General features: G+C 69.6%; 22 protein-coding genes and 1 pseudogene. 14 read left to right on the top strand and 9 right to left on the bottom strand.

The features are described from left to right. Window positions 1–240 precede the first annotated feature (240 nt). The 4 genes and pseudogenes from crcB to EZE58_RS06450 form a co-directional block, all read right to left on the bottom strand. On the bottom strand, window positions 241–618 hold the full coding sequence (gene crcB / locus EZE58_RS06465; protein WP_009380322.1) for a fluoride efflux transporter CrcB: 378 nt from the start codon (window positions 616–618) through the stop codon (window positions 241–243). 167 nt (window positions 619–785) lie between these two features. Then, a pseudogene (locus EZE58_RS06460) lies at window positions 786–1,223 on the bottom strand (CrcB family protein); the annotation flags it as partial. 192 nt (window positions 1,224–1,415) lie between these two features. After that, window positions 1,416–1,745, bottom strand: a complete 330-nt coding sequence (locus EZE58_RS06455) for a nuclear transport factor 2 family protein (protein ID WP_063248929.1) — start codon at window positions 1,743–1,745, stop codon at window positions 1,416–1,418. Between the two features lie 69 nt (window positions 1,746–1,814). Next, a complete protein-coding gene (locus EZE58_RS06450) occupies window positions 1,815–2,570 on the bottom strand; it encodes an SDR family oxidoreductase (protein WP_063248930.1) in 756 nt (251 codons plus the stop codon). Window positions 2,571–2,695: 125 nt separating this feature from the next. Between EZE58_RS06450 and EZE58_RS06445 the strand changes: the two genes are divergently transcribed. The 4 genes from EZE58_RS06445 (at window position 2,696) to crtI (ending at window position 7,535) form a co-directional block, all read left to right on the top strand. Next, the gene (locus EZE58_RS06445) at window positions 2,696–3,412 is read left to right on the top strand and encodes a TetR/AcrR family transcriptional regulator (protein ID WP_119296797.1); all 717 of its coding nucleotides are present in this window, start codon (window positions 2,696–2,698) and stop codon (window positions 3,410–3,412) included. Window positions 3,413–3,505: 93 nt separating this feature from the next. Beyond that, window positions 3,506–5,029, top strand: a complete 1,524-nt coding sequence (locus EZE58_RS06440) for an SDR family oxidoreductase (RefSeq protein WP_063248932.1) — start codon at window positions 3,506–3,508, stop codon at window positions 5,027–5,029. Continuing rightward, a complete protein-coding gene (locus EZE58_RS06435; RefSeq protein WP_119296796.1) occupies window positions 5,026–5,937 on the top strand; it encodes a squalene/phytoene synthase family protein in 912 nt (303 codons plus the stop codon). The genes EZE58_RS06440 and EZE58_RS06435 overlap by 4 nt, the downstream gene beginning before the upstream one ends. After that, window positions 5,937–7,535, top strand: a complete 1,599-nt coding sequence (gene crtI, locus EZE58_RS06430; RefSeq protein ID WP_095375053.1) for a phytoene desaturase family protein — start codon at window positions 5,937–5,939, stop codon at window positions 7,533–7,535. Before EZE58_RS06435 ends, crtI begins: the two co-directional genes overlap by 1 nt. Before the next feature lie 297 nt (window positions 7,536–7,832). Here crtI and EZE58_RS06425 read toward each other — a convergent pair whose 3' ends face one another. Genes EZE58_RS06425 through idi form a run of 5 tightly spaced genes read right to left on the bottom strand, consistent with a single transcriptional unit; the run spans window position 7,833 to window position 11,980 of the window. Beyond that, window positions 7,833–9,497, bottom strand: coding sequence for an FAD-dependent oxidoreductase (locus EZE58_RS06425; protein ID WP_131248495.1), 1,665 nt, complete (start codon window positions 9,495–9,497; stop codon window positions 7,833–7,835). Beyond that, a complete protein-coding gene (locus EZE58_RS06420; protein ID WP_063248936.1) occupies window positions 9,494–9,874 on the bottom strand; it encodes a lycopene cyclase domain-containing protein in 381 nt (126 codons plus the stop codon). Before EZE58_RS06420 ends, EZE58_RS06425 begins: the two co-directional genes overlap by 4 nt. After that, entirely contained in the window at window positions 9,871–10,224 is a 354-nt protein-coding gene (locus EZE58_RS06415; RefSeq protein WP_167560125.1) for a lycopene cyclase domain-containing protein, read from the bottom strand. The genes EZE58_RS06420 and EZE58_RS06415 overlap by 4 nt, the downstream gene beginning before the upstream one ends. Then, window positions 10,224–11,429: a cytochrome P450 gene (locus tag EZE58_RS17670; protein ID WP_167560124.1), complete on the bottom strand. Its 1,206-nt coding sequence runs from the start codon at window positions 11,427–11,429 to the stop codon at window positions 10,224–10,226. The genes EZE58_RS06415 and EZE58_RS17670 overlap by 1 nt, the downstream gene beginning before the upstream one ends. After that, window positions 11,426–11,980, bottom strand: coding sequence for an isopentenyl-diphosphate Delta-isomerase (gene idi, locus EZE58_RS06405; protein WP_144589149.1), 555 nt, complete (start codon window positions 11,978–11,980; stop codon window positions 11,426–11,428). Before idi ends, EZE58_RS17670 begins: the two co-directional genes overlap by 4 nt. Window positions 11,981–12,206: 226 nt before the next feature. Here idi and EZE58_RS06400 point away from each other — a divergent pair, with 226 nt between their 5' ends. The 10 genes from EZE58_RS06400 to EZE58_RS17665 all read left to right on the top strand — a co-directional run bounded on the left by EZE58_RS06400 (window position 12,207) and on the right by EZE58_RS17665 (window position 24,852). Continuing rightward, on the top strand, window positions 12,207–13,493 hold the full coding sequence (locus tag EZE58_RS06400) for an adenylosuccinate synthase (RefSeq protein ID WP_167560122.1): 1,287 nt from the start codon (window positions 12,207–12,209) through the stop codon (window positions 13,491–13,493). A gap of 692 nt (window positions 13,494–14,185) precedes the next feature. Beyond that, entirely contained in the window at window positions 14,186–14,830 is a 645-nt protein-coding gene (locus EZE58_RS06395) for a hydrolase (RefSeq protein ID WP_009380295.1), read from the top strand. Window positions 14,831–14,938: 108 nt separating this feature from the next. Next, window positions 14,939–15,706, top strand: a complete 768-nt coding sequence (locus tag EZE58_RS06390) for an SDR family NAD(P)-dependent oxidoreductase (RefSeq protein ID WP_167560120.1) — start codon at window positions 14,939–14,941, stop codon at window positions 15,704–15,706. Between the two features lies 1 nt (window position 15,707). After that, a complete protein-coding gene (gene nhaA / locus EZE58_RS06385) occupies window positions 15,708–17,621 on the top strand; it encodes a Na+/H+ antiporter NhaA (protein WP_009380293.1) in 1,914 nt (637 codons plus the stop codon). After that, entirely contained in the window at window positions 17,618–18,361 is a 744-nt protein-coding gene (locus tag EZE58_RS06380) for an SDR family NAD(P)-dependent oxidoreductase (protein WP_009380292.1), read from the top strand. The genes nhaA and EZE58_RS06380 overlap by 4 nt, the downstream gene beginning before the upstream one ends. A gap of 37 nt (window positions 18,362–18,398) precedes the next feature. Continuing rightward, window positions 18,399–19,898 carry a cytochrome ubiquinol oxidase subunit I gene (locus EZE58_RS06375; protein WP_009380291.1) on the top strand — a complete coding sequence of 500 codons (1,500 nt, stop codon included), beginning with the start codon at window positions 18,399–18,401 and terminating at the stop codon, window positions 19,896–19,898. Beyond that, the gene (locus EZE58_RS06370; protein WP_009380290.1) at window positions 19,895–20,971 is read left to right on the top strand and encodes a cytochrome d ubiquinol oxidase subunit II; all 1,077 of its coding nucleotides are present in this window, start codon (window positions 19,895–19,897) and stop codon (window positions 20,969–20,971) included. The genes EZE58_RS06375 and EZE58_RS06370 overlap by 4 nt, the downstream gene beginning before the upstream one ends. After that, the gene (locus EZE58_RS06365; protein ID WP_009380289.1) at window positions 20,968–21,330 is read left to right on the top strand and encodes a hypothetical protein; all 363 of its coding nucleotides are present in this window, start codon (window positions 20,968–20,970) and stop codon (window positions 21,328–21,330) included. Before EZE58_RS06370 ends, EZE58_RS06365 begins: the two co-directional genes overlap by 4 nt. Continuing rightward, window positions 21,320–23,266, top strand: a complete 1,947-nt coding sequence (locus EZE58_RS06360; protein ID WP_009380287.1) for an ATP-binding cassette domain-containing protein — start codon at window positions 21,320–21,322, stop codon at window positions 23,264–23,266. The genes EZE58_RS06365 and EZE58_RS06360 overlap by 11 nt, the downstream gene beginning before the upstream one ends. Beyond that, entirely contained in the window at window positions 23,263–24,852 is a 1,590-nt protein-coding gene (locus EZE58_RS17665) for an ATP-binding cassette domain-containing protein (protein ID WP_141236307.1), read from the top strand. The genes EZE58_RS06360 and EZE58_RS17665 overlap by 4 nt, the downstream gene beginning before the upstream one ends. The last annotated feature ends 48 nt before the right edge of the window (window positions 24,853–24,900 follow it).

The raw sequence follows: 24,900 nt of genomic DNA, 5'->3' as shown, positions 1-24,900 counted from the left end.
GAAGAGGAGTGACACGCGTATGACTGCAGGTCACACGGCAACCTCTGTTCCCACTCTAGGCATGTCAGGCCGTGACAGTAAAGGCCGGTGAACCTGCCGTTCTCACCAGGCAAGATGACTGCCGTGATGCGGTGAGGGTGGGGGCATCTGCGGAGATTTGAGCAGAACGTGCATTGCCGGAAAGAAGGCTGAGGATCCGCCGGTGGGCGGTGGTTGAGATGATCAGCCCGCCGAGGCGGATCAGACCAGCCCGCCGAGCAGGAGCCCGAGGCCGGCCGCAGTCGTGGCGAGCACGAGGGTGCCGAGCCCGCTCATCGCGCTCGCCCACCACGCGCGCTGTTCGAGGAGGCGGATGGTCTCGTAGCTCGCCGTCGAGAACGTCGTGTACCCGCCGAGGAAGCCCGTGCCGATGATGAGGAACCACTCCGTGGGCAGGAGGTTCCCTGCCGCCAGCCCGGTGAGGAATCCGAGCACAAGAGAGCCCGAAACGTTGATCGCGATCGTCCCCCACGGGGTGGCCCCTGCCAGCCGCGATCTGATGAGTCCGTCGAGGACCATCCGCGCCGCCGCGCCGATCCCGCCGGCCACGGCGATGCCTGCGAAGAGCAGCGGCGTCATCGGCGGTCACCGTCCCGTCGGCCCGTCCCGGCGGCGCCGGAATCGTGCGGATCCGATTCCACCGGAAGGACCGCCTCGGCGGGGGAGCCTGTCGCCTCCGCGCGGCTCCCCGCCGTACGGGTCGCGGTCGTGCGAGTCGCAGCGTGCGGGCACTGGGCTCGCGTGAGCGCGCCGATGGCGATCCCCGCCCATGTCGCGAGCCCGCCGATGATGACGGTCGCGAGCCCATAGCCGACGCCGATCCCGGTGGAGGCGGTGACCGCGGGGACCCCACCCGCCGACTCCGTTCCCGGCACCCCGCCGAGGAAGAGCGCCGCATCCGTGGCCAGCGCACTGTACGTCGTGAACCCGCCCATGAACCCGGTGCCGACGAGGAGGCGCACCCGGCGTCGAGCGCCCTCATCCGGCCCGCGCCGGGCGAGGGCGGAGAGGAGGAGTCCGAGGAGGAACGCGCCGAGGATGTTGATGCCGAAGATCGCCACCGGGATCCCCGCGAGGGAGGGAACGGTGAGACTGATCGCCTCCCTGGCTGCCGTCCCGAGCGTGCCGCCCGCAGCGACGAGGATGAGGGAGGACGCTCGCAGGTGGGTGGGGGCGGTGCTCATGGTCTCTCCTACCTTTCGGGCATGCTGGCGCCGGTCGAGGTAGGGACTGTTGTCGGAGCGGACTGCTCCGAGGTTGGGTACGGCGAGCCCCACCGCCGTGACGGATGCGCGTCTCTGTCATTGTGGCACATGCGTCGAAGCGGTGGGGCTCGCAGCGATCATCGTGGGGCGGGGTGTCGGCCGCCGATGTGGTCAGCCCTCGCGGATCGTCATCGAGGTGAGCTTGTCTCCCTTGGTGGTGAACCTGAACGAGGACCGCCCATTGGCGTAGTTCGACTTCCAATCGCCGACCACGGTGACGGAGTCGTCGTCAGCGCTGACTTCCTCAGGGGTGAGGACGCCCTGTGAGCCGATGAACTCCTTGTCACTCCAACCTTTGATCTCGTCACGGCCGGTGAAGGTGCGACCCCAGTCATCGACGAACGCGTCATCGGTGAATGAGTCGAGGAAGCCTGCGTCGTCATGGGCGTTGACGGTGGCGATGAAGTCGGCGACGGGCTGGGGGATGGACTGGTCGGTCATGATTCCTCCTGGGTCGGCTGGTCTCAGCCTAGGGGCTGGGGTCGCAGCGGTGAACGGGTGGACGCGGGCTCAGCGGGTGCTGAAGCCGCCGTTGGGGAAGATCGTCTGGCCGGTGATCCACCAGCCGTCGGTGGTGAGGAAGCGGACGATCGGGGCGATGTCCTCGATCTTCGTCAGCTGGTCGCCCATTGCCTGCGACTTGAGGAACTCGACGCGCTCAGGCGTCTCCTGGCCGTAGAGGAACGGAGTGTCCATCGGACCGGGGGCCAGGGTGACGACGGAGATGCCGCGCTCTGCATACTCCTTCGCAGCGGCCCTCGTGAAGTGCTCGACCGGGGCCTTGCCGCCGGCATACGTCGAGTACCCGTCGGTGAATGCCGCGAGCAGCGAGGTGGCCATCGTGACGATCTTCCCGTTGTCGGCGAGGTTCTTGCCCGCCTCCTTGATGAAGAAGTACGCGGCCTTGGCGTTGACGGCGAACATCTCGTCGAACTCCTCCTCCGTTGTCTCGACGATGGGCTTGCGGAGCACCTTGCCGACGGTGTTGAACGCGATGTCGATCGGGCCCAGCGCCGAGGCGGCATCGGCGAAGAGCTTCTCGACGTTCGCCGGCTGGGTGAGATCCCCGGTGAGGAGAACGCCCTTGACACCTGCGGCTTCGACCGCCGCCAGGGTTTCCTCGGCATCCGGACGGGAGGATTCGGAGTTGTAGTGGATCGCGACGTTGGCCCCCGCCTCGGCGACCTGCCGGGCGACGAGGCCGCCGAGGTTCTTGCCGCCGCCGGCGATGAGGACGTTCTTGCCTTCGAGGGTGTGGGTGGTCATGTCTGCTCCTGATCGGTCGTGACGATAGGGACTCTGCGGCGGGTGCCTCGCGGAGGCTTCCCGCAGAGACGAGATGTAGCGTCGGTACATCTCGTTATATCGACAGTACACGATAGTATTGCGATATGACAGAGGGATCTTCGCTCGATACACAGGCGGTCGATACACGCACCCGCCTCCTCAACGCCGCGGCCGACCTCATCGCCGCCGCGCCGGGAGAGGACTTCTCGCTGCGCGCCGTGTGCGACGCGGTCGGGGTGAAGATGCCGACGCTCTATCACTTCTTCGGCAGCAAGCAGGGACTCATCGACGCCGTCATCGAACGCGGATTCGACATGTACCTCGCTGAGAAGTCCGCAGCAGAGCCGAGCCACGACCCCATCCAGGCGCTGCGCCAGGGCTGGGACGCCCACGTCGCGTTCGGGCTCGAGAATCCCGGCTTCTATACGCTCATGTACGGCAAGGTCCGGCCCGGCCATTCGCCCGACAAGCAGTCGAGGCCCGGCGAGATGCTTCGGGCAGTGACGAAGCGCGCCGAGGAGGAGGGGCGACTCGTCGTCGGCTACGAGGAGGCGGCCGCCCACATCATCGCGACGAACATCGGGGTGACGCTGCGCCAGATCATCCTCGGCGAAGCCGATCCCGACCTCTCAGCGCACGTGCGCGAAGGCGTAATCGCAGCGATCACCGGGACCGGGCCAGCCGGGGCGGGCGACGAGGCCGATGCCCGCCTCGGGCACGCGGTCATCGAACGCGCCGCCGCGAACCCGGAGATCCTTGGCGAGACGGAGACTCAGCTCCTCATCCAATGGATCGGTCGCCTCGGCTTGGAGATAGGGTAGTCTGATCCCACAGTGTCCCCGCTGCCGATCCGGACGCAGGGGCCCGCACCGAGACGCAGCGACGCGCCTCGCCTACCCATCAGCGAGGACCCGATGGCCGCGACCGATCTCACCGAGACCATCCCGTCAGCCCGCCATCCCCGCTCTGTGCTCGTGCTCGGGGCCACCGGCTACATCGGCGGCCGCCTCGTGCCCCGCCTCCTCCAGGCCGGGCACGCCGTGAGCGTGGGCGTGCGCTCGCCGGACAAACTCAGCGCGGTGCCCTGGGCCGATGAGGTCACCGTCCACACCGTCGACCTCGACGACGGCACCGGCCTGAAGGCGGCGATGGAGGGCATCGACGACGTCTGCTACCTCGTCCACTCGATGAACTCCGGCCGCGACTTCGAACGACACGAAGCGCAGGCGGCGACGAGACTCGTCGAGGCCACCGCTGCGGCCGGGGGCCGGCAGATCATCTACCTCGGCGGCCTCCACCCCGAGTCGGCGAAGCTGTCGATGCACATGCGCTCCCGAGCGAAGGTCGGGGAGATCTTCCTCGCCTCGAGCACCCCGGCGATCGTCTTCCAGGCTGGGATCATCATCGGCTCCGGGTCGGCGTCGTTCGAGATGATCAGGCACCTCGCCGACGCCCTGCGCTGGATGCCCGCGCCCGACTGGGTGGCCAACCGGGTCGAACCGCTGTCCGTCCGCGACGTCCTCTACTACCTCGTCGCCGCCTGCGACCTCCCGAAGCCGGTCAACCGCGCCTTCGACATCGGCTCCGGAGACGTCCTCACCTACGCCGAGGTGATGAAGGACTTCGCGCGCATCCGCGATCTGCCCCCACGTCACGTCATCGCCCTCCCGCTGCCGGCCCCGACGCTCTCAGGCATCTGGGTCGGGCTGGTCACCCCGCTGCCGTTCGCGCTCACCCTCCCGCTCGTCCAGTCGCTGCAGGAGGACGCGGTCACCCGCAACGACGACATCGACGCCGTCATCCCGCCGCCGAGTTCGGGACTGCTCAGCTACGACCAGGCGGTCCGGCTCGCCCTGCGCCGGGAGAAGGAAGGGGCGGTGGCGACGAACTGGGACGCCGATTCGGGGGAGCTCGAACAGGCGGCGAAGCCGTTGCCCAACGACCCGCAGTGGGCAGGCAAGAAGGCGTTCGTCGACGACCGCCGGCGGCTGCTGCGCGACCTCGCCGTCTCCGACATCTGGCCGGTCATCGTCAGCATCGGCGGGCGCAACGGCTGGTACTCGTGGCCGCTGGCGTGGAAGATCCGCGGCCTCTGGGACAAGATCGTCGGCGGGGCCGGTCTTAACCGCGGACGCCGACTGCCCGATGCCCTGCGGGTCGGCGATCCTGTCGACTGGTGGCGGGTCGAGGAGATCGTCCCCGACCACAAGCTCCTCCTGCGCGCGGAGATGAAGGTCTCCGGAGACGCATGGCTCGAGTTCACCGTCGACCAGGTCGGCCCCGACTGCGAATACCGGCAGCGGGCGATCTTCTTCCCCCGCGGCATCCGCGGCCGCCTCTACTGGGCGTTCGTCTCACCCTTCCACCGGTTCATCTTCCCGGCCATGGCCTGCAACATCGAACGGGCTGCTCGGCGCAACGAGAGGCGTCGGCGATGAGTGAACGCTCCTCCCTCGAGACCTATTCGCGCACCGCCGAGCGGGCCGCGAAGTCCGTCATCGACGGGTATTCGACGTCGTTCGGCGCGGCGACGGCGCTGCTGGGCCCCTCCCACCGGTCCCACGTCCGCAACGTCTACGCCCTTGTCCGCGTCGCCGATGAGATCGTCGACGGGTTGCCGAGCAGTGCCGGGGTGGGGCCCGACGAGGTGGGGGAGATGTTCGAGGACTTCGTCGCCGAGACCTATCGGGCGCTCTCGCGCGGGGTGAGCACCAATCTCATCATCCACGCGTTCGCCCGGACGGCGCGGCAGACGGGGATCGGCAGCGACCTCATCGAACCGTTCTTCGCCGCCATGCGCTCCGATCTCGACGCCGAATCGCCTGCGGGACACCCGGCGGCACCCGGGGTGCGGTGCCTGAGCGCCGGGGAGCATGCGGACTATGTCTACGGATCCGCCGAGGTCGTCGGCCTCATGTGCCTGCGCATCTTCCTCCACGACAACCCCCGCGACGACACTCAGCTGCCCATCCTCGAGTGCGGGGCCCGCCGCCTCGGCGCGGCCTTCCAGAACATCAACTTCCTCCGCGACCTCGCCGACGACCGTGACCGCCTCGGTCGCAGCTACCTCACCGAGGAAGCGCGCCTGAGCACGAGTGCGCGGGACGCTTGGATCCTCACCATCCGTGATCAGCTCGCCGATGCCGAGGCTGCGATCCCGCTCCTGCCCTACGACGCGAGGCTCGCCGTCGGCGCCGCCACCGCGCTCTTCGCCGCGCTCATCGACACCATCGCCGCCGCCCCCGTCGAGCGGCTCTACCGGGAGCGGATACGCATCCCCGGCCACGTCAAGGCGCGTCTCCTCGCCCGCTCGACCCTGGGCACCCTGCGCGGCCGGAGTTCGTGATGGCGCAGGTGAGCGTCATCGGGGCGGGTGCCGCAGGACTCGCCACCGCCGCCCTGCTCGCCCGAGACGGTCACAGTGTCGACGTCTTCGAGAAGAACGCCGAGGTGGGCGGGCGCATCGGTCGGATCGTCCGGGACGGGTTCCGCTTCGATACGGGCCCGTCCTGGTATCTCATGCCCGAGGTCTACGACCACTTCTTCGCGCTCATGGGCACGAGCGCGGCGGTTGAGCTCGACCTCGTGTCCCTCGATCCCGCCTACACCGTGTTCACCGACCCGGACGCGTCGACCGCGCCGAGCGTCACCGCCGAGGCGGCACCGGTGAGTGTCCCGCTGGGACGGGACAGAGTCGTCGCGGTCTTCGAGGACCGCGAGTCCGGCGCGGGCAGGCGCCTGCAGGCCCATCTGCGCTCGGCCGCCCATGCGAAGGCGATGGCCGAGCGGCTCTTCCTCTACAACCCGTTCACCTCTCCGCTCTCCGTCCTCGACCGTTCGCTCCTGCCCTCGATTCCGTCCCTGGCCCGCCTGCTCACGGAGAGCCTGAGCAGACGGGCCGAGCGAACCGTGTCCGATCCGCGTCTGCGGCAGATCCTCCAATACCCTGCCGTCTTCCTCGGCACCGACCCGCGCCGGGCACCGGCGATCTATCACCTCATGAGCGCCCTCGACCTCGACGAGGGGGTGGACTACCCGATGGGCGGTTTCCGCACGGTCGTCGACGCTTTCACCCGTCTCGCCGAACGCGCCGGGGTCCGCATCCACACTTCGGCGGAGGTCGAGGCGATCGAGACCGAGACCACCGGTCGCAGGCGACCGCGGGTGACCGGGGTGACCTGGACCGATGCCCGATCAGGTGCCCGGCGTACGGGGGCTGATATCGTCGTCTCCGCCGCCGATCTCCACCACACGCAGACCCGGCTGCTCCCTCCCGCTCTCCGCGGTCGTTCGGAGGACCGGTGGTCGCGGATGGTCAGCGGCCCAGGGGCGGTGCTCGTCTTCCTCGGCGTCACCGGCGACCTTCCGCAGCTGCCCCACCACTCTCTCTTCTTCACCCCGGACTGGACGGAGAACTTCGACGCGATCTTCGGCCCGCGCCCGCGGGTGCCCCACCCGGCTTCGCTCTACGTCTGCCGTCCCAGCGCCACGGACCCGACCGTGGCACCGCCGGGATGCGAGAACCTCTTCGTCCTTGTCCCCGTCCCCGCCGATGCCGGGCTCGGGGGCGGTGGTCCCGAAGGCAGCGGCGATCCCCTCATCGAGCGCGCCGCCGATCGGGCGATCGCGCAGATCGCGGAGTGGGCGGACATCCCCGACCTCGCCGAGCGCATCGTCGTCCGCCACACGATCGGTCCGACCGACTTCGCGCGCGACTACAACTCGTGGCTCGGCGGCATGCTCGGGCCCGCGCACACTCTGCGCCAGTCCGCGATGTTCCGGACGCAGAACGTCTCCCGCACCGTCGACGGCCTCTACTTCGCCGGTGCGACCACGGCGCCGGGGGTGGGCGTGCCGATGTGCCTCATCAGCGCCGAGCTGGTCCTCAAGCACATCCGCGGCGACTCGAGTCCCGGTCCACTTCCGGCCGGGGACGGCGTCTAGGGGTGCCTGCCCGCGCGGCCCTGTCTGGGCCGCCAGTGCCGCCGCACATGCCGCCTGAGCACCGTGCCGCCTCTGCGGCGTGCCATCTCCCGCCGTGCCGTAGTTTCCCGCCGTGCCGTAGTTTCCCGCCGTGGCGCCTGAGCGCCGCGCCAGGGCGTCCCGCCGGACCGTCTCTGCGCCGTGCCGCATCCGCCGTGCCATGGTGTCCCACCGGGCCGTCTCTGCGCCGTGCCGCCTGAGTGCCGTGTCGCCTCCGCCGCGCCGTGGCGTCCCGTCGTCCTGTGGTGTCCACTCGTCTCAGCCGCGCGTCGTCGTCCGCCGGATCCGCCCGAGCAGGCCGCGTCGGAGCAGGCCGCGCGGCGGCGGCGACCACAGGTCGATTCCTGCGACCCGCCACCTCGCGAGCAGAGCGTTCGCGGCCAGGGCGCCGGTCGTCGCCGCACGCTCCATGAGGGCGACGGGCGCATCGCAGCGCACCCAGTCCCCGGCGAGGACGAGTCCGGGCAGCGGTGTCTCGACTCCGGGCCGCTCGTGCCACGGGCGCGGGTCGGTGAGTCCGCAGTCATCGCGGATGAGCAGCTGCGATTCGCGGGCGGTCAGTCGCGACGTCTCCGGCCAGACCGTGTGGAGGTCGGCGAGCAGCCGGTCGGCGATCGCCTTCTCGAACACCGTCCCTGGAGACACCGCGCCCTGGGACGCCCCACCCTGGGGCACCGCGGCCCCCGACACCGCGGCCTCCGTCACCGCGACCTCCGTGACCCCGGTTTCCTGCAACGCGTAGGCGTGGAGTTCGACGACGGACCCTCCGTGCTCGCGCACCCAGTCCGCGGCGCCGGCCTCAAAGCGGTCGACGACGGAGACGTTGTCGAGGAGGTCGAAGCCGCTCGTCCCGAGGAAGGCGGGACGGTCGGGGTCGACGGGTCCGTCGAACCACAGTCTGAGCACCGCGAACGGGGGCGCGTTGCGGGTGGCGGCGACCCGGCTCGCCCACTCGGCCTCCGCGGGCTCGTGAGCGCGCAGCGTGGCGACGAGTCTGCGGGCCGCGGCCGGATCGGCGGCGAGGACGACGGCGTCGGAGTCGACCTCCCCGCTGTCCGTCGTCACCGTCCACCTTCTCGGGCCACATCTGAGCGCGGTCGCGGTGCGGTCGGTCTCGATGCGCACGCCGAGGTCGGCGAGATGGTCCCCGAGCGGTGCCCACAGCGCGGTGTCGTAGTCGTCGGTGGGGACGTCGAAGAGGAGGCCCTCTGAGGAGCCGGCGAAGTACGTGTGGAACATCGCGACGAGTTCGCCGGCGGAGAAGTCATCGGGGTCAGCGAAGAACGACCGGGCGAACACCTCGAGTGCGAGATGCCGGGCCTCCGCCGGGAAGCGCAGGCGGTCGAGGAAGGCCGCCGCCGATTCGCCGTCGTACCGGGCGAAGGAGTCGGGGAAGTCGACGTCGATGAGTTCGAACGCCGCCGCGGTGTCGATCTCGGTCAGTCCCGACAGGGGGAACGTCGGGCTCGAGAGGACGAACCCGGCGAGGTTGAACGGCGGTGTCGTCGGGATCGCGGCGAACGAATCGGTGGCCCCGCCTCGGCGGGTGAGGGGATAGTCCGCGAGCGGACGCAGACGGGAGAGGTCGGGATCGGCACGGCGGAGCAGGTCGCGGAGGTTGTAGTACTGCCGGAAGAACGCGTGGAACCCGCGACTCATCGTCCGCCCGCCGGGCAGCGGCCATGCACTCACCCGCCCGCCGAGGCGGGGGCCCGATTCGACGAGCACGACGTCGACTCCGCGTTCGGCGAGGACGGCGGCGGCGTTGAGTCCCGCGATCCCGCCCCCGATGACGGTCACGCTCTTCGGCCGCAGCGGCCGCGACCTGCCGGGGGCGGCCGGGAGCCGGACGGCATGCCGGTCGGCGGGGCGGAGACGGCCCTCGGTGCCGGCACCGGAACCGGTGCGGGTCCGGGCGGTCATCCGTCCGCCTCGGTGGGGGAGTCTGCCTCGGTGGGGGAGTCTGCCTCGGTGGGGGAGTCCGCCTCGGCGCTGCGCCGGTTGAGGTTCCACTGCCAGAGCATGAGGACCGCGGTGATCATTGCGAAGCCGAAACCGAAGTCCTCGATGGGGATGTCGAAGGGGACGCGGATTCCAGAGAACATATCCGGGTTGTAGACGACGATGGGGTCGCGCAGCTTCGTCAGCCAGCCGTCGACGAGGCATTGGAAGAAGAGGCAGATCGCCAGCGCGGCCCAGTACTGGGCGCGTCGGAAGATGCCGCTGCGGAAGACGGACAGTTCGAGGGCGATGACGAGGACCATGCCGGCGACCGTCATGACGGTGTATTCGGGGATCATCGCTCCTTCCTCCTCGTCAGCCGCGCCCACCAGTGCGGGGCGCGGGCAAGCACCGTGCCGACGGCCTCGTAGCTGAGCAGGGCGCAGATGGGGATGACGACGAAGAACACGAGCTCTTCGAGCGGCAGGGCACCGAATTCGATTCCCGTGACGAACTCCGGGTTGTAGGACCAGTGCTCGCGGGCGATCGCGATGAGGTCCCAGACCGCGAAGACGATGACGACGGGGATGAGGGCGGCGAGCAGGAGCCTCCACCGGCGATAGACCCGCGCGGTGAACGCGAACTCGAGGGGCAGCGTGATGAGCACACAGGCCGCCATGAGCGCGAGGTACTCCCACTGGCCGAACATCAGCGCCGCCGCGGACGGGACGGGACGGTGAAGCCGAGGTCGAGACCGCGCAGGCGGGCCCCGGCGATGACGGAGTCGTGACCGACGACCGGGGTTGTGAGGAGGGTGGGTTCGCACGCCAGGAGGCGGTGGAGGAGAGCGTCGGCTACGACGAGCGCCACGGGCTGTCCCGGGCAGCGGTGGGCCCCGTCGCTGAAGCTCAGTCCCGCGGGAAGGACGGTCCGTCGCCGGCCGGTCTGGTCATTGTGCTCGGTTCGGGCCGGACAGACCGCCTCGGCGGCCGTCCCGAACGCGGACGGATCGACGTTGGCGGCTGCGACGTCGATGTCGACGAGGTCGCCGGCGGGGATCGTCGTCGCCTGTCCGTCGATGTCGACGGTGAGATCGTCGGTGACGCGCCGGTAGAGGTGGCCGACGATGGGGTCGAGGCGGATGACCTCCTCGAGCATCGCCAGCCGGGCGTCCCGGGCGGCGCCGAGGTAGTCATGGCGGAGCTCATCGTCCCTGAGCAGCCGCCACGCGGCGAAGGAAATGAACTCACGTGTGGTGACCATTCCCGCGGTGCCGTAGGTGACGCATTCGACGAGGATGTCCGCGATGCCGGCACCGGTGTCGAGGAGGTGGGAGATGATGTCGTCGCGAGGACTGCGCCGGTGGTCGCGGATGGCGGGCAGCACGTCGCAGACGTGGAAGGCGGTGAGAGGGAGGAGCCCGTTGACGGCGGCCTGCAGCCATTGGCGGTTGGTCCGCCCCCAGTTCGGGGCGGCGAGATCGACCGGGGGCTGCCGGAAGAACGCCGTGAGCCGCGAGGCGAGTGCCGGGACCGGGGACGCGGTGAGGCCGACGATGCCGGCGGTGACGCCGACGGTGTAGCGCAGAGCGGCGTCGTCGAGGCGGCAGCGTCCGGTGACGACGGCCTCATCGACGATCGCCTGGGCCTGTGACTCGATGTCTGCCGCGTACCGTTCGTCGACGACGGACGGGGCGAAGAAGCGGGCGAGGGCACGCCGCTGCTCATCATGCGAGGGGCCGTCGGAGATGAGGATCGGGTGGCGGCGGAACCATCCGCGGGGGATCCGCTCCGCGGTGAAGCCGGCCTGGACCGTGGAGCGGCGGGCCCGGAGGACCTCTCGGGCCGCCGCAAACGAGCGGATCCGGTGGTAACCCGGGGCAGGGTCGGCGCGCGCGGAGTCGGGTCCTCTCACGGCCGCAGGCTCTCGAAGACGCCGGCGGCGAACTGATCGACCATCCACGGGCTGAAGACGAACGGGGTCGCACTCAGCGCCGCACGGACCTCAGCGATCGGAGTCCAGGACCATTCGGCCACCTCGGCGGGGGAGGGGTCCAGCGGCGAGGCGATCCGGGCGACGTAGACCGGGCACACCTCGTTCTCGACGATGCCGCCGGCATCGACGGCACGGTAGCGGAAGTCGGGGGCGATGACCGTCACGGCGGTCACGGTCGTGCCGAGCTCCTGGTCAGCCCGCCGGACGAGGGCGTCCTCGATGTCCTCCCCGGGCGCCGGATGACCGCAGAAGCTGTTCGTCCACACGCCCGGCCACGCCGCCTTCGTCAGGGCGCGGCGGGTGAGGAGGATGCGGTCCTCGTCGTCGATGAGATAGCAGGAGAACGCGGAGTGCAGCGGGGTGTCGGCGGTGTGGACCTCGGATTTGGGCATCGACCCGATGGGGCGGGCCGCCTCGTCGAGGAGGACGACGCGTTCGACGGCAGTGTCAGCGGTGTCGGGAGTGGTCATCGATCATCAGCTCCTTCGAACACCGGACGGTCTGCCCCATGCTACCGGTGCGAGGGCCTTATCGGGGCGGGGTCGCGGACGGAACGGGGGCTGAATCGGGGTGGGGTCGCGGTCGGAACGGGGGCTGCACCGGGGCGGGGCCGTGGACGGAACGGGGGCGATGTCATGACCAGCAAGTAGACTGTGGAGGTAATGATCCCCTTCTTTCACTTGAGGTGAAACACTCATGCCAGCAATCGTTGTCGTCGGCGCTCAGTGGGGCGACGAAGGTAAAGGGAAGACCACCGACATCCTCGGCACCAGCGTCGACTACGTCGTCAAGCCCAACGGCGGGAACAACGCTGGTCACACGGTTGTCGTCGGCGGTGAGAAGTACGAGCTCAAGCTCCTTCCCGCGGGGATCCTCTCGCCCAACGTCACCCCCGTCATCGGCAACGGCGTCGTCGTCAACCTCGAGGCGCTCTTCGAGGAGATCGACGCCCTCGAATCGCGCGGCGCCGACACCTCGAAGCTGCGGATCTCGGCGAACGCTCACCTCGTCGCTCCCTACCACCAGACTCTGGACAAGGTGACCGAGCGCTTCCTCGGCAAGCGCGCGATCGGGACGACCGGGCGCGGCATCGGTCCGGCGTACATGGACAAGATCGGGCGCCTGGGCATCCGCGTCCAGGACATCTTCGACGAGTCGATCCTGCGCCAGAAGATCGAGGGCTCGCTCCACCAGAAGAACGAACTCCTCGTCAAGGTCTACAACCGTCGCGCGGTGAGCGTCGAGGAGGTCGTCGACTACTTCCTGCCCTATGTCGAGCGGCTGCGCCCCTACGTCGCCGAGACCGAGCTCATGCTCAACGACGCCCTCGACCGGGGAGACGTCGTCGTCATGGAAGGCGGTCAGGCGACGATGCTCGACGTCGACCACGGCACGTACCCGTTCGTCACGTCCTCGAACCCGACCGCCGGCGGTTCGTGCGTGGGATCCGGGATCGGCCCGACGCGGATCAACCGCGTCGTCGGCATCGTCAAGGCCTACACGACCCGCGTGGGCGCCGGACCTTTCCCGACCGAGCTCTTCGACGAGATGGGTGAGTACCTGCAGAAGGCCGGCGGCGAGTTCGGTGTCAACACCGGGCGTCCGCGCCGCTGCGGCTGGTATGACGCGGTCATCGCCCGCTACGCCGCCCGCACGAACGGTTTCACCGACTATGTGCTCACGAAGCTCGACGTGCTCACGGGCATCGAGCGGATCCCCGTGTGCGTGGCCTACGAAGTCGACGGTGAGCGCTTCGACGAGATGCCGATGACGCAGACCGACTTCCACCACGCGACGCCGATCTTCGAGTACTTCGACGGCTGGACCGAGGACATCACGAAGGCTCGGACCTTCGACGATCTGCCGGAGAACGCGCAGAAGTACGTGCTCGCACTCGAGGAGCTCTCGGGCTGCCGGATGTCGGTCATCGGCGTCGGCCCCGATCGCGAACAGTCGATCGTGCGACACGACCTGCTGGACTGAGGGTACTGGTTGCGCCTGGGGCGCGACTTGGCCTGGGCGCGACGGCTCGAGTCGCTGAGCCTCGGCGTCGATCCACGCGCAGCTGGAAATCAGCGTCGCCCGCGACTCGGAATTCGAGCCTCGCGTTGATCGAGCGCGCCGCGGTTCGTGGGAGGCGTGGAATTCCTGCCAGCCGTGGATCGAACGCGCGGACCAGCGCAGCATGCTGCTCGGGCGGCAGCGCGGCCGTCGATACACGCGCAGCCGGAAAGCCGAGTGTCGATCCACGCGCAGCCGGAAATCCGCGTCGCCCGCGACTCGGAATTCGAGCTTCGCGTTGATCGAGCGCGCGGCGATTCGTGGGCGACGCGGAATTCGAGCCCCGCGTTGATTGAGGGCGCGGCGATTCGTGGGAGGCGCGGAATTCGAGCCAGCCGTGGATCGAGAGTGAGAGGGCGTGCGGGTATCGGGTGCGGCTTGCGGTACGGTGCGGGACCAGATTCGCCGAGGCGGCCGCAGCGACTCCGCGTGGATCGACATCGCGCGTTTGGCAGGCGGATCGTGTCACCAAGCGGTGCTGCTGCGCCGGCTTCTCCCCGACCGATGCCGTCCCTCCGCAGATCAGGCATGCTTGACGCCAAAGTCGTTGAAAGACGATAGATTTGCCTCCCCGGTGATCGCAGCGATCGACCTCATCCCCTCAGGAGGACGCCATGCCGAAGAACCAGCCCGAACCCGTCCGCGATCCTGCCAGTGACCACCTGCTCACCCCCAGCAACTGCGCCATCGCGCTCATCGACTATCAGCCCGAGCAGTTCTCGACAGTCGGGTCGACGACCCGCGATGAGATCCTCCTCGGCGTCGTCACCCTGGCCAAGCTCTCCCGCGCCTACGAGATCCCCACGGTGCTCTCGACCGTCGGCGTCGACCTCGGCGTCAACACCGGCACGATCTCCGAGATCAAGGACGAGCTCCCCGACCTCGAGGAGATTGACCGCACAGGCGTGAACTCGTGGGAGGACGCGGACTTCCGCGCCGCCATCGAGGCGACCGGTCGGAAGAAGATCGTCCTCGCCGGCCTGTGGACCGAAGTCTGCCTCACCTTCCCCACCCTTGACCTCCTCAAAGAGGGCTACGAGGTCTACCCCGTCATCGACGCCGTCGGCGGAGTCTCGGACGACGCCCACAACTCGGCGGTGACGAGGATGGTCACCGCCGGAGCGCACCCGATCACCTCGCTCGCCTTCGGAGCCGAGCTCATGCGCAACTGGGCCCGGTCCGACTCCGACCGCTACCGCACGATCATCAACGACTACTTCCAGCGTCGACGTGCGATCGGCGACACCTTCGGGAACTGAGGCCCGAGCGCCCGGACCGCCCCAGCCAACCGGGATCCGGCCCCCGCAGCGAACCCCGCCGCTGCTGACAACTGAATCGCATTACCGCTGACCAGGAGAGATGACCGCATGACCGACACCGCTCAGGCCCCTCCCGAAGAGCGCATCGCCCTGGTCACCGGAGCGACCGGTGCGATCGGCGCCGCTGTGAGCAGAGCTCTCGTCGGCCAGGGGATCCGGACCGCGATGCTCGCCCGCAACCTCCGTCGACTCGAGCGGCTCGCCGAACAGCTCGACGCGCCCGACCTCACCCTGCCGGTCCGCGCCGATGTCACCCAGCCCTTCGACCTCGTCGAGGCCCGCGACGCCATCCGTGACCGCTTCGGCGCCGACCCGGACCTCGTCATGGTTTCAGCCGGCGTCATGCGCGCCGGCGACTTCGAGCAGGCGGTGCCCTCGGAGTGGAAGGCGATGATCATGACGAACGTCGAGGGTGCCCTCTACACCGCGCAGACCTTCGCCTACGGGCTACTCCGGATCGGCGAGACCGGGCACCGGGCCGACCTCATCTTCGTCGGCTCGGCCCCGGCACCGCAGCGGGCGAAGAGCTACGCGGTCTTCTCTGCGATGGCGACCTCCGTCGAGCAGCTCGCCAAACACCTGCGCGCCGAGTACGGCGAACGCGGTGTGCGCGTGCACCACATCGCCCCGTTCTACGTCACCTCCGAACTCGGCGCCGACATGAGCGACACCGAGCACTACCAGCGGTTCCTCGAACGCGCCGACGAGTTCTCCTCGATCGACCCGGGAAGCGTCGCCCATCTCGTGAAGTTCATGATCGGCCTTCCCGCACGGTCGAACCTCGCTGCCGCCACCATCCGACCGGTGAGGAGCTGACATGGTCACACGCTTGAGCAGAGGACTCGCCGCGTTCTTCCGCACGGAGAGCGCCGGTGCCGTCGTCCTCCTCGCAGCCACGGTGATCGCGCTGCTGTGGGCCAATCTCTCCCCGGACAGCTACAACACGGTCATCAAGACGGAGTTCGGCTTCGTCGCCGGTGGATCCGAACTCGAGATGTCGCTTCAGCACTGGATCAACGATGCCGTGATGATGGCCTTCTTCTTCCTCGTCACCCTCGAGGTGAAGAAGGACGTCGTCCTCGGCGAACTGCGGTCGTGGAAGCGCGCGGCCCTGCCGATCGTCGGCGCGGTGGCCGGCCTCATCGTCCCCGCCCTCATCTTCGTCGCCATCACCCGCGGCACCCCCGAGGTGGGGGCGTGGGGTGTCGTCATCTCCACCGACACCGCGTTCATCGTCGGCATCCTCGCCGCCTTCGGTTCCCGCATCCCCGCCCAGCTGCGGGTGTTCATCCTCGCCCTCGCGGTCGTCGACGACATCGGGGCGCTGGCCGTCATCGCGTTCTTCTACACCGAGGACATCGACCTGCTCTGGCTCGGCATCGCCGCAGCCCTGGCGGCGGTGACCTGGTTCGTCCAGAGGATGCAGGCGTGGCGCGGCCTCGTCTACGCGATCCTCGGCGTCTTCCTCTGGTTCGCCGTCCTCCAGTCCGGGGTCCACGCGACAATCGCCGGTGTCATCCTCGGCCTGATTCTGCCCGTCTTCCCGCCGAAGCACCAGCTCGTCGACGAGGCGGAGGACCTCACGCAGAGCTTCCGCCGCAGCCCCAACGCCGAACGCGGGATGTCCGCCGCCGAGGGCATCCTCCGCTCCGTGTCGATCAACGACCGGTTCCAGCTCTCCCTGCGCCGCGTCGTCAGCCTCGTCATCGTCCCGGTCTTCGCGCTCGTCAACGCCGGCGTCCTCATCACCCCTGAGTCGCTGTCCCACGCGTTCGGGTCGGCTCTGACCTGGGGCGTCATCGCCGGTCTTGTCCTCGGCAAGTTCGTCGGCATCTTCGGTGCGACGATGCTCGGGCGTCGCCTGCACATCGGCGAGCTCTCCGAGGCGCTGCGCCCCCGGCACATCGCCTCGGGTGCGATGCTCACCGGCATCGGGTTCACGATCTCCCTCTTCATCGTCGACCTCGCGATCACCGACCCGGTCGCCCAGTCCGACGCCCGCATCGGCATCCTCACCGCGTCCGCGCTCGCCGCGCTCATCGGCGTCATCAGCCTGCAGCTGACCGCCCGCTACGACCGCAGGCACGCGCCCGCCCGGGTCCAGCTCAACCGGCCGATCGACCCCGAGCGCGACCACATCTACGGACCGCCCGAGGCGAAGAACTCCCTGACGGTCTACGGCTCCTTCGGCGGCCTCGACGACGCGAACACGGAGGAGATCCTCGACCAGGTCATCGACCACTACGAGGGCGACATCAACTTCGTCTTCCGCCACATCCGCCCCACCGCCGAGGGCGCGCCCGAGCAGACCGCCGAAGCCCTCGAGGCCGTCGCCGCCCAGCAGCGCAAGCTCTTCTGGCCGATGCGCCACGAACTCAACGAGATCAGTGAGGAACGCAGCTTGGACAATCGCGAACTCCTGCGCGCCAGCGTCAACATCGGCGCCAACCTCAGCCGCGTCGAAGACGACCTGCGCCGCGGCAACCACCTCGGCCGCGTCGACGAGGACTACCTCGACGCCGAGAACATGGGGCTCACGCGCGGTCCCGTCCTCTTCGTCAACGGTCTGCTCTACAAGGGGGACATGGAGCCGAACGCGATCATCGCCGACCTCGACGCGACCCGCGCCGAGGCCCCGGATCCGAAGACCCGACCCGACCACATCCTCACCTCGGACTGTGCCGTGCAGGGCGGCGCACCCGTCCAGGCGAGCGCGGGGAGGTCGGCATGACGGAGTCGACGACCGCCTCGGCGGAGGTCCCCCACGTCATCACCGGAGGAGCCCGCGGCGTCGGCCTGGCCACGGCCAGGCGGCTGCTCGACCGGGGGGACTCGGTCGTCGTCATCGACCGGAACCCGCTCCCGGACGAGTTCGCCGACCACCCGAAGCTGACGTACTTCGAGCAGGACGTCGCCGATCTGGCGGGCCTGACCGAGCTCGGCGCCACGATCCGGCAGCGGTGGCCGCGATGCGCCTCGGTGATCGCGTGCGCCGGCGTCACCTATGTCGGCTCCTTCCCCGACACCGAGTTCGCGAAGTGGAACGAAGTGCTCACGACGAACATCACCGGTGCCGTCCACATCGTCCACGCCGTCCTCCCGTCCTTGGAGGCCACCGCCGAGGCGGGGGAGCGGGCCGACGTCATCACGATCGGATCGATCGCCGACCAGGCCTACTTCGACGATGCGACGATCTACGGCGCGTGCTCGGCGGCGCTCAAGGCCTTCGCCGACCACCTGCGCATCGAACTGCGAGAGCGGAACGTGCGCGTGTCGAACATCGCGCCCGGGTACATCCGGGGAGCGTTCGCCGAATTCCTCGGCGGGCTCGAGCAGGAGTACACGCAGCTCGGCGAAGGTCTGCTCCTTCCCGACGACGTCGCCCACGTCATCGAGTTCACGCTTGACCAACCTGCCGGGGTCCACCTCGGCGATCTCGACATCGTCGCGACTGCACAGGGCTGGGCATGACCATGCGACGGCGAACCCGGAGGGGAGGGCGAGGGCGATGACCCTCGAAGACCTCTCCCGGCTGCAGTTCGCGCTCACCGCGATCTTCCACATCATGTTCCCGGCGATGACGGTGGGGCTCTCGGTGTTCCTCACCGTCGTCTACGGGCTGTACTGGAAGACCAGGCGTCCGGTCTACCTGCAGATGTTCCGATTCTGGCGGCGGATCTTCGGGGTCGGCTTCGCCCTCGGCGTCGTCGCCGGTGCCGTGCTCACCTTCGAGTTCGGACTCAACTGGGGTGTGTTCTCCCGGGTCACCGGTCCGATCATCGGACCGATCATCGCGATGGAGGTCGTCACCGCGTTCTTCGTCGAAGCCGGATTCATCGGCATCCTCCTCTACGGCGACGGGCGGGTGAAGGAGCGGACGATGTTCGTCTCCACCCTCCTCGTCTCGATCGGCACCCTGCTGTCGACGACGTGGATCCTCATCGCGAACTCGTGGATGCAGACCCCGGCCGGGTTCGCCATCGCCGACGACGGCACCTTCGTGCCGACGAACTGGCTCGAGATCATCTTCAACCCGTCCTTCCCGCTGCGCTTCCTCCACATGTTCCTCGCGGTCCTCATCTCCGCATCGACCTTCATCATCGGCATCGCCGCGTGGTACCTCATCCGCGGCCGTTCGCTGCCCTTCGCGAAGCGCTCGTTCTCGATGGCGATCGGCGTCCTCGCGGTTCTTCTGCCCATCCAGATCTCCGTCGGCGATGACGTCGCCCTCGAGGTCGTCGTCGAACACCAGATGCCCAAGTTCGCGGCGATCGAGGGACACTGGCAGACGGACAGCAACGGCTACAACCTCCTCATCGTCACCGACCAGGCCGACCAGGAGAACCTCGCGGACGTCGAGGTGCCCTTCCTCGGCGCCCTCATCGGACAGGATCTCACCGGCCAGAACTTCCTTCCCGGCCTGAACGACGTCGAACCCGATCCGGACCTGCAGCCGCCGATGTGGATGACGTTCTGGGGCTTCCGGCTGATGTTCTACGGGTCGATGGTCCTCTTCGGCATCGCCATGGCCGGCGTCGTCCCCCGCCTGCGCGGGCGCCTCTTCACCTCCCACCGCTTCCACAAGGTCTGCATGTGGTCGGCACCCGTGGGGATCCTCGCGATCATCGGCGGCTGGGTGACCGCAGAGACCGGGCGCCAGCCGTGGGTCGTCTACGGCCGTCTGCGCACCGAGGATGCCGTCTCCGACCTCGCCCCCGCCCACCTCGTCTTCTCCGTCATCGGGTTCGTCGTCCTCTACGCCGTCATGCTCGCCGCCTACATCGGCTACATCGTCTGGGCCGTGCGCCGCGGACCCGAGCATGACCGTCCCGGAGCGATCATCGCCGACGACGATGATCTCGATGATCTCGACGCCGAGGCGACCGCCGGGTCCACAGGTGCCGCCGCTTCCGCGTCGGTGGGGAGCGGGGGCACCCCGGTGACCGGCGGGAGCCCGCCGATGACGGACGGGAACGCCGAGGCGGCCGAGGGAAGGGCGGAGTCATGACCATCGCCGACGTGTGGCTCATCGTCCCCGTCCTCTGCCTGACGATGTACATCGTCCTCGACGGATACGACCTCGGCATCGGCATCCTCCTGCTCGTCGAACGCGATCGTCGGCGCCGCCGCGAGGGCGTCGAAGTCGTCGCGCAGACGTGGGACATCAACGAATCGTGGCTCATCCTCCTCGGCGTCTCGCTGTGGGCCGGATTCCCCGCTGTCTACGGCGCGGCCCTGCCGCACCTCTACATCCCGCTCATCGTCATGCTCTTCTGCCTCATCGTCCGCGGCTTCTCCACCGAGCTCATCTCGCACCGGCACGACACCGCCGAGGCATGGGTGCGGGCCTTCGCGGTCGCCTCGCTCGGTGCGGCGATCGCCCAGGGTGTGGCGCTCGCGGGCCTCGCGCGGGAACTCACCCTCGACGCCGAGGGAGACTTCGTCGGTCCGACCACCCCGTGGGACGCCGCTTCGGTGCTCTTCACGATCGTCGTCGTCATCGGCGTCGTCGCCGTCTACACAACACTCGGGGCGTCGTTCATGCGCACCAAGGTCGACTCCCCGCTCGCGGTGCGCACGAGCCGCTCGCTCGTCGCCGCGGCAGCCGTCGTCCTCGCCCTCATCGTCGCTCTGCTCGGGACGACGGCTGCGCCGCTGACCTGGTCGGGGGTCCAGGGTGTGCTCGTCACCGCCCTGCTCGTCCTCGCTCTGGCGGCGGCGATCCTCGCATGGCGGCAGCTCGGCCCCGGGCCGCGGCGCGCCGGGGGATACCGGGCGGCCCTGACCATGGTCGTCGCAGTGCTCGCCGCGATCGTCGTCGGTCGCTATCCCGTCATCCTCAGCCCCGGCGTCACCGTCGAGGACGCAGCGGCGCCGAGCCTCGCCCTCTACGCCCTGCTCATCGGGGTGGGCATCAACATGCTCCTCATCGTCTTCTACACGATCTTCGCCCACCGCACGTTCTCCGGTCCCCTCTACCAGGACGCGATCCCGGGAAGCACCGAGGCGGGGAGCACGCGCCCGGCGGGGAGCGTGCGGGCGGCGGGACGCACAGGCGAGAGGGAGGTGCCGCGATCATGAGCGACCCGAGCCCACACGAGCCGGAGCAGCGGGAGCCGGAGCCGCGAAAGCCTGGCGGGCACGGCCCGGAGCAGTCGGGGTCGTCGACGCATCGGCCGGAGTCGTCGACGCACCGGTCGGGCACGCCCGGTGCGACGGCCGGGCGCGGGAAGCGGATCCTCCGTCGCATCGGCCTCGTGCTCCTCGGCATCATCCTCTACACGATCAGCATGAATATGTACTCCGGCTACCCGGAGGTCGGTTCTCAGTGGTTCAACCGGGCAGCGATCCTCGCCATCGTCGTCTTCGCCGCCGTCGTCTTCATCCGCGATGAGAGGCGCCGCGCCCACGAGGACGACCACGACGACGATGGCGCCTGATCGGGGAGCAGCCACCTCGGCGCCCTCGCAGGACCCCACCCCGATGCGGGACGCGTCGGCGATGGAGTGGATCGCCTCGCAGTCGGGACCGGGTCGGACGCTGTTCCGGCTGTCGGGACTCACCGAGGTCGCCGCGACGGTGGCGCTCATCGGCCAATGGGCATTCCTCGGCGCCGGGGTCACGGCGTGGATGACGGGAGCGGGCAACGTCGTCGGCCTGCTCATGGTCGCCGCGACGGCCGCGCCGATGCGCCTGCTCTTCCGGGCGCTCGCCGCGCGCCTGGCGGCAGCCGGACGCGAGCGGGTGAGCACGCGGATCCGCACCGACCTCGTCCCCGCCCTCCTCGCCGCGGCGGGACGGACACCCGCGACGGAGGCCGCCGACGTCCTCATCGACCACGCCCCGGTTGTCGCCGGCTATCTCTCGGGAACGCGGCCGCTGCGCGTCGCGGCCGTGCCGTCGACGCTGCTCATCCTCGGCGCCGTCGCCCTCGTCCACTGGCCGGTCGCGGTCCTCCTCGCCGTCTGCACGCTCCTGCTGCCGCTCAATCTCCGCCTCGCAGGCCAGGCGACGGTGACCGCAGGGGAGAGGCAGCTCGCCGCAACCCGCCGACTCTCGGCCGTCATCACCGAGAGCGTGCGCGGACTGCCGACCCTCGTCAGCCTCCGCGCAGTGGCTCGGAGACGAGCGGTCCTCGACCGGTCGTCCACGCGGCTCGAGGCCTCGACTCTGAGAGTCCTCTCCTACGCGTTCCTCTCCGGGGCGGTCATGGACGTCGCGGTGACGTTCGCGATCGCGGTGTCGGCGACGTACACGGGTCTCGTCCTCCTCGGCTTCGTCACCCTTCCGGGGGCGCCCGGCCTCGACCTCGGCGAGGCGCTCTTCGTCCTCCTCCTCTGTCCCGCGTACTTCGCTCCCGCGCAGCGGGCGGCCAGGGGCTTCCACGATCGTGACGACGCGCTCGTCGCCGCGCGCGCGATCTGCGAGGCGGCGGGGGTTGAGGACAGCTCCGCGGGGGTCGCGGACGAGGCGGCGGGGGACGAGTCCGCACGGCCAGGCTCTGCCGCCGCGGAGCCACGGCCCGATGCCCCCGAGCCGAACCCCGATGCCGCGACGGGCACGACTCCGGCGCCATACCGCGGTGCCGAGCCCACCCCCGGCACGACTCTGACCCCGGAGGGCGGCACCGACCCCGGACCTGACCGGGTTTCGGCCCCGCGTCGCGCCGCGCTCGCCCCGCGTGTCGACCTGCGAGGCGTGAGAGTCGTCGAAGGGGATGCCGTCATCCTCGACGACCTCGACCTCACGATCCCGGCCGGGGAGTGGACGGCGATCAGCGGACCGTCCGGGTCGGGCAAGACGACGCTGCTCCAGCTCGTCGCCGGCACCCGGATTCCGGCGGCAGGGTCGGTCGAGGTGATGAGGCGTGGGGCCGGTGCCATGCACAGTGGGGACACGTCCGACGGCGGTCACGGATCGGGCACCTCCCACGGCTGGCTCGGAGCGGACACCGTCATCCTCGAGGCCACCCTCGCCGAGAACATCGGCCTCGGCGATCCGACGATCAGCCCTGACGCGATCCGCACGGCTGCCCACGACGCCGGCCTCGAACAGGTGCTCGCCGATCTGCCCGAGGGCATCGACACCGTCCTCGGCCGCCGCGGCCGCGTGCTCTCGGCAGGGGAGAGGCGGCGCGTCGCGCTCGCCCGCCTCCTCGCCGCCGACCGCGACCTCTGGGTCCTCGACGAACCGACCGCCCACCTCGACCACGAGACGGAAGCGGAGATCCTCTGGACCCTGCGCCGGGTCGGGGCGGGGCGCACCGTCGTCATCGCGACCCACTCGCCGACGGTGACGGCTGCCGCCGAGCACGCGTGGGAACTGCGCGCCGGACTCCTCGACGTGCAGACTCGAGTGGGCGGGGGCACGGCGTGAGGAACCGACCTCGCAGGCACGTGCTCGCACTCACCGTCGCCGTCGCCGCCGAGCTCTGCTCGCTCGGTCTGCTCGCCGTCTCCGGGTGGTATCTCGCCGCCTGCGCGCTCGCCGGTCTCGGCCTGCTCGCGACCTTCTCCTACCCGACGCCGAGCGGCATCGTCCGCCTCCTCGCCCTCGGCCGCATCGGCGCCGGTTACGGACAGAACGTCCTCCTCCACCGAGCAGCCCTCGCCGACACGACCCGCGACCGCCTCCGCGTCTTCGACGACCTCGCGGCCGCCGGTGCCCGACCCGTCGACGACCGGACGGTCGACCGCCTGCTCACTGAGGCCCAGGTCGAAGGGGAGCGGGTGCTCCGCGTCACCGCCCCGCTCGTCGTCACCGTGAGCGCGATCCTCACGGCGGTCGTCGTCATCCTCCTCACCTCTCCGCTCGCTGTCATCCCGCTCGTCATCGGGGCGGTGACCCTCTTCGCGTTCGCGCTCGTCCCCGCCGAGTCCGACCCCGGCCGCGGTCGCCTGCGCGCCGAGGTGCTCGCGAGCATGGACGCCGCCCCCGAACTCGAGTCGCTGGGAGCTGCGCCCCTGCTGCGCGCGCGGATCCTCGACCAGCTCGACGACCTCACCGCCGCCGAGCAGCGCCGCGATTCCCGACAGCTGCGCCGACAGGTGGTCGCAACACTCGCCGGTGGTCTCGCGTTCGGCGCGGTCATCGTCGTCAGCGCCGCCACCATCGGAATCGGCGACCTTGTCGAGGTCCCGCTCTTCGTCATGATCGTCTGCCTCGCGTTCGGGGTCGTCGAGCGCACCGTCGCGATCAGCGCCATCGTCCCCCACCTCGAACGACTCCGCGGACACCGGGCCCGCCGAGGCAGCGATCCCAGCCGTGTCCCCGTGCCCCCGCCCCCGGTCGACGTCGCCGCCGACGGCACGATCACTCTCGGGACTGGTACCGGTTCGGCCACGCTGCTCACGATCCCGCCCCGTGAGAGCGCGGCGATCATCGGTCCGTCCGGCGCGGGCAAATCGACCCTGCTCACCTCCATCGCCGAGGCGGTGCGCGGTGCCGGGACCGCGACCGCCGCCGAGCGCACCGCCGCGGTCCCCTCCGTCGCCCATGTCGCCGACGACGAGTTCCTCTTCACCGGCACGATCGCAGCGAACCTCCGCCTCGGCGCGCCGACCGAGCTCACCCCGGCTGACCTCACCGGGGTCCTCACCGCCCTCGGGCTGGACGTCGACATCACCCCGGACACGCGCACGGGAATCGGCGGGCGTGCGCTCTCCCGCGGAGAGACGCGGCGCCTCGTCATCGCCCGCGCCGTCCTCACGGCACCGGATGTCCTCCTCGTCGACGAGCCCGATCTCGGTCTCGACACCGACACCTTTGTGCGGATGCTCGAGTTCATCCGCACCCGACTCCCGGCCGCGACGATCATCGTCGCCGCCCACCGGAGCCCACCGGGAGTCGAGTTCGTCCTCGACCTCAGCCGCAGCGAAGCTGCCGGAACCCGCGTGCCCGCCGACGCCGACGTGCCACCCTGCACCGACGGGCCGACCGATGACCCGCGACCTGGTCAATGACCGAGTGCCCCACTGACCCGCGTCCCGGCCGGATCAGTGACCGAGCGA

Source organism: Brevibacterium sp. LS14, assembly GCF_012027885.1.
GTDB classification, from domain to species: Bacteria; Actinomycetota; Actinomycetes; order Actinomycetales; family Brevibacteriaceae; genus Brevibacterium; species Brevibacterium casei.
The sequence above is the reverse complement of the archived record's forward strand: the minus strand, read 5'-3'. Positions and strand labels throughout refer to the sequence as shown.

Bases quoted from the DNA above. Each gene is read 5' to 3' on its own strand.
- EZE58_RS06370 (WP_009380290.1), top strand. From the start codon at position 19,895: ATGACCATCGCCGACGTGTGGCTCATCGTCCCCGTCCTCTGCCTGACG.
- crtI (WP_095375053.1), top strand. From the start codon at position 5,937: ATGGCGCAGGTGAGCGTCATCGGGGCGGGTGCCGCAGGACTCGCCACC.
- EZE58_RS06455 (WP_063248929.1), bottom strand. From the start codon at position 1,745: ATGACCGACCAGTCCATCCCCCAGCCCGTCGCCGACTTCATCGCCACC.
- crcB (WP_009380322.1), bottom strand. From the start codon at position 618: ATGACGCCGCTGCTCTTCGCAGGCATCGCCGTGGCCGGCGGGATCGGC.
- EZE58_RS06375 (WP_009380291.1), top strand. From the start codon at position 18,399: ATGACCCTCGAAGACCTCTCCCGGCTGCAGTTCGCGCTCACCGCGATC.
- EZE58_RS06420 (WP_063248936.1), bottom strand. From the start codon at position 9,874: ATGATCCCCGAATACACCGTCATGACGGTCGCCGGCATGGTCCTCGTC.
- EZE58_RS06365 (WP_009380289.1), top strand. From the start codon at position 20,968: ATGAGCGACCCGAGCCCACACGAGCCGGAGCAGCGGGAGCCGGAGCCG.
- EZE58_RS06435 (WP_119296796.1), top strand. From the start codon at position 5,026: ATGAGTGAACGCTCCTCCCTCGAGACCTATTCGCGCACCGCCGAGCGG.
- EZE58_RS06440 (WP_063248932.1), top strand. From the start codon at position 3,506: ATGGCCGCGACCGATCTCACCGAGACCATCCCGTCAGCCCGCCATCCC.
- EZE58_RS06400 (WP_167560122.1), top strand. From the start codon at position 12,207: ATGCCAGCAATCGTTGTCGTCGGCGCTCAGTGGGGCGACGAAGGTAAA.
- idi (WP_144589149.1), bottom strand. From the start codon at position 11,980: ATGACCACTCCCGACACCGCTGACACTGCCGTCGAACGCGTCGTCCTC.
- EZE58_RS06450 (WP_063248930.1), bottom strand. From the start codon at position 2,570: ATGACCACCCACACCCTCGAAGGCAAGAACGTCCTCATCGCCGGCGGC.
- EZE58_RS06390 (WP_167560120.1), top strand. From the start codon at position 14,939: ATGACCGACACCGCTCAGGCCCCTCCCGAAGAGCGCATCGCCCTGGTC.
- EZE58_RS06380 (WP_009380292.1), top strand. From the start codon at position 17,618: ATGACGGAGTCGACGACCGCCTCGGCGGAGGTCCCCCACGTCATCACC.
- EZE58_RS06445 (WP_119296797.1), top strand. From the start codon at position 2,696: ATGACAGAGGGATCTTCGCTCGATACACAGGCGGTCGATACACGCACC.
- EZE58_RS06425 (WP_131248495.1), bottom strand. From the start codon at position 9,497: ATGACCGCCCGGACCCGCACCGGTTCCGGTGCCGGCACCGAGGGCCGT.
- EZE58_RS06395 (WP_009380295.1), top strand. From the start codon at position 14,186: ATGCCGAAGAACCAGCCCGAACCCGTCCGCGATCCTGCCAGTGACCAC.
- nhaA (WP_009380293.1), top strand. From the start codon at position 15,708: ATGGTCACACGCTTGAGCAGAGGACTCGCCGCGTTCTTCCGCACGGAG.
- EZE58_RS06360 (WP_009380287.1), top strand. From the start codon at position 21,320: ATGGCGCCTGATCGGGGAGCAGCCACCTCGGCGCCCTCGCAGGACCCC.
- EZE58_RS06415 (WP_167560125.1), bottom strand. From the start codon at position 10,224: ATGTTCGGCCAGTGGGAGTACCTCGCGCTCATGGCGGCCTGTGTGCTC.